We start from the raw sequence: 3204 nt of genomic DNA, 5'->3' as shown, positions 1-3204 counted from the left end.
ATTGCGAGCAGGCGCCCTGCGAACTCGGCTGCCCCGTGGAGGCGACCCTCCACGACAGCGAGGGCCTGAACCTGCAGGTCTACAACCGCTGCGTCGGAACCCGCACCTGCCAGAGCTACTGCCCCTACAAGGTCCGCCGCTTCAACTACCTCGATTACACCGGCGGCATGACCCCGGTGGAGCAGCAGCAGCGCAATCCCGAGGTCACGGTCCGGTCCCGGGGCGTGATGGAGAAGTGCACCTACTGCATCCAGCGGATCACGGCGGCGCGGATCACATCGGCCAAGGACGCCCACGCGCCGATCCCCGACGGGGCCGTGGAGACCGCCTGCCAGGGCGCCTGCCCGACCCGGGCGATCACCTTCGGCAACGTCGCCGATCCGGGAAGCCGGGTCTCGGCCGCCCGGCGGGACACGCGGGAATACGCGCTCCTCGGCCACCTGAACACGCGGCCGCGCACCACCTATCTCGCCGGGCTCGCGCCCGCCGCGGATCCGAACGGACGGGAGGGCTGAGCATGGCCGGCCCCCTCTCCGGCGGTCCGCAGCCCGGCCCCCTGATCCGGCCCGACGAGACCCTTCAGGGGATCGGCGGCGCGGTCACGGCGATCCCGCTGACGCATCCGGGGAACCGGCGCTGGTGGATCGCCTTCGCGGCGGCGGCCTCGCTCCTCGGCCTGTTCGTGCTCACCCTCGGCTATCTGCTCTATGCCGGTCCCGGCATCTGGGCGAACAACAACGCCGTCGTCTGGGCCCTCGACATCGCGAGCTACGATTGGTGGATCGGTGTCGCGTCCGGCAGCCTGCTGGTCTCGGCGATCCTGCTCCTGCTCGGGGCGGAGTGGCGCGGGGCGGTGAACCGCGTGGCCGAGACCCTGGCACTGCTGGCCACCGCGGCCGCCGGGCTCTACCCGATCATCCATCTCGGACGGCCGTGGTTCTTCTTCTGGAACCTGCCCTACCCCAACACCTACGATCTCTGGCCGCAGTTCCGCTCGCCACTCCTCTGGGACGCGATCGACATCGTGTCCTTCCTGGTGATCTGCGTGAGCCTCTGGTTCATCGGCCTGCTGCCGGACCTCGCCACGTTGCGCGACCGTGCCCACGCGGAGGCGATGCGCCAGCGGGAGACGAAGGCAGCGACCCGGAAGCGCGCGCTGCTGCGCGCGCAGGTCTACGGCATCCTCGCCTCGGGCTGGCGCGGCTCGGCGGCCCATTGGCAGATCTGGGTTCAGGCCTACCGGACGGTGGCGCTGCTCGGCGTGCTGCTGGTGGTCTCGGTCCAGACCGGGGCCTCGGTGATGCTGGCGGGCTCGCTGATGCCCGGCTGGCACAGCACGCTGCTGCCGGTGAGCTTCCTGGTGAATGCAGTCTATTCCGGCGTCGGCGTCACGGCGGTGATCGTGATGCTGATCCGCCTCGTCTACGGCCTCGGCGCCCTGGTGACGGACCGCCATCTCGACGTGCTCGGGCGGCTGTTGCTCTGTCTCGGCTGCGCCAGCGCCTATTGCTACGCGGCCGAGTATTTCGACACGTTCCTCAATGGCGACGCCGCGGGGCGCGGCGTCCTGGTCCGGCGCATGACCGGCGACCACGCCCTCGTGTCCTGGACGGCGATCCTGTGCCTCGTCCTGCCCGCACAGATCCTGTGGTCGGCGCGGGCCCGGACGGCGCCGGTCGCCATCACGGTGGTGGGCCTTCTCGTGGCGATCGGCGCCTATGCCGACCACGTCATGGTCCTGGTCGTCACCCTGACGCAGGATTTCCTGCCGTCCTCGCGGCTGCCCTACACGACGGATGTCTGGGGTATCGCCACCTTTGCGGGCTCGGTGGGCCTGTTCCTGACCCTGCTCCTCCTGTTCCTGCGCTACCTGCCGGCCGTGTCGATCGTCGAGAGCCGCCGCCTCGCCCTGATGGTGTCGCCGGCCGCGCAGGAGGCGGCCCGCGCGGCCGCATCCCGGGCCACCGGTCGCCCGGAGGACGACCCGGTCACCGCGCCCCTGTGGGGCGTGTCCGCGACCTTCGCGAGTCAGGGCGACCTCGCCGCTGCCCTCCAGGCGGTCTCTGGGATCAGTCCGGATCACGTCCATCTCGACGGGCACGGGCCGGTGCCGATGCCCCGCACCCTGCGGGCACTGGGCTTGGAGGGACGCTCGATCCTGCCCTACGCCCTGGCCGGGGCCCTGCTCGGCGGTGTCGGCTTCTTCGCCCTGTGCCTCTACGCCACGGCCTACGATTACGTCTTCCTGATCGGCGGGCGCCCGCGCCTGTCCTGGCCCTCGTTCGTGGTGCCGAGCGTCTCCGTCGCGATGATAGCGGGCTGCGTGGCGATCCACTTCGCGCTCCTCGTGCTCAACCGCCTGCCCCGCCTGAATCACCCGGCCTTCAACATCCCGGGCTTCCTGCGGGCTTCCGAGGACCGGTTCTTCCTCTCCGCGGAGGCGCGGGGTGACCGGTTCGACGCAGGCCGGATCGAGCGGCGGCTCGCGGCCCTGCCGGCCGAGGCCGGGCGTCCCCTCGAGCTCCGGCGGATCCCGCGATGAGGCGCGCCGCCCTCCGCACCGTGCCGCTCGCTCTTCTCGCCCTGGCGCCGCTGGCGGCCTGCGGCGAGGCCGACATGGCCGATCAGGCCCGGGCCAAGACCTGGGACAAGAACCCTTTCTTTCCCCGGGAGATCACCATGCGCCAGCCGGTGGCCGGCACCGTGCCGCGGATCGATCCGGCCCGGACGGCGCCGCAGCCGCAGACGATCAGCCGGGCGCTGCTCGACCAGGGCCGGGAACGCTATGGAGTCTTCTGCACCCCCTGCCATGGGCAGGACGGGCGCGGCGCCGGCATGATCGTGGCCCGGGGATTTCCCTCCGCCGGCAATCTCACGGCGGAGCCCGTGCGCATGGCCTCAGCGGCCGAGCTCTACGACGCCATCTCGAACGGCCGGAAGTCCATGTTCGGCATGGCCCAGATGATCCCCTCGGCCGACCGCTGGGCGATCATCGCCTATCTCCGCGCCCTCCAGCTCAGCCAGGATACCCCGGTGGCGAGCCTGCCCCCGGAGGATCGCACCCGCCTGGAGGCGACGCCGTGAGGCGCCCCGCCCTGCTCGGCCTCGCCGGGCTCGTCCTCCTGGCCGTCTGCCTGCTCGCGGGCGGCTGCCGCGGGGCCGCGGCCTCGTATCTCGCGGCGTGGCTCGTCCTTCTCGCCCTGC

At 71.6% G+C, this 3204-nt stretch carries 2 protein-coding genes and 1 pseudogene; all 3 read left to right on the top strand.

Annotated features, from left to right (window positions below; all coding sequences use genetic code 11):
- Positions 1-515, top strand: a pseudogene (locus tag I53_RS20730) (4Fe-4S dicluster domain-containing protein); the annotation flags it as partial.
- 2 nt (positions 516-517) lie between these two features.
- Positions 518-2542: a quinol:electron acceptor oxidoreductase subunit ActD gene (locus I53_RS20725; RefSeq protein ID WP_043354189.1), complete on the top strand. Its 2025-nt coding sequence runs from the start codon at positions 518-520 to the stop codon at positions 2540-2542.
- Positions 2539-3084, top strand: coding sequence for a cytochrome c (locus tag I53_RS20720; RefSeq protein ID WP_043354187.1), 546 nt, complete (start codon positions 2539-2541; stop codon positions 3082-3084). The genes I53_RS20725 and I53_RS20720 overlap by 4 nt, the downstream gene beginning before the upstream one ends.
- The last annotated feature ends 120 nt before the right edge of the window (positions 3085-3204 follow it).

It is taken from the genome of Methylobacterium sp. B1, assembly GCF_000333255.1.
GTDB lineage: Bacteria > Pseudomonadota > Alphaproteobacteria > Rhizobiales > Beijerinckiaceae > Methylobacterium > Methylobacterium fujisawaense.
Note: the sequence above shows the minus strand (reverse complement) of the source record. Positions and strands in the feature narration are given on the sequence as shown.

Bases quoted from the DNA above. Each gene is read 5' to 3' on its own strand.
- I53_RS20725 (WP_043354189.1), top strand. From the start codon at position 518: ATGGCCGGCCCCCTCTCCGGCGGTCCGCAGCCCGGCCCCCTGATCCGG.
- I53_RS20720 (WP_043354187.1), top strand. From the start codon at position 2,539: ATGAGGCGCGCCGCCCTCCGCACCGTGCCGCTCGCTCTTCTCGCCCTG.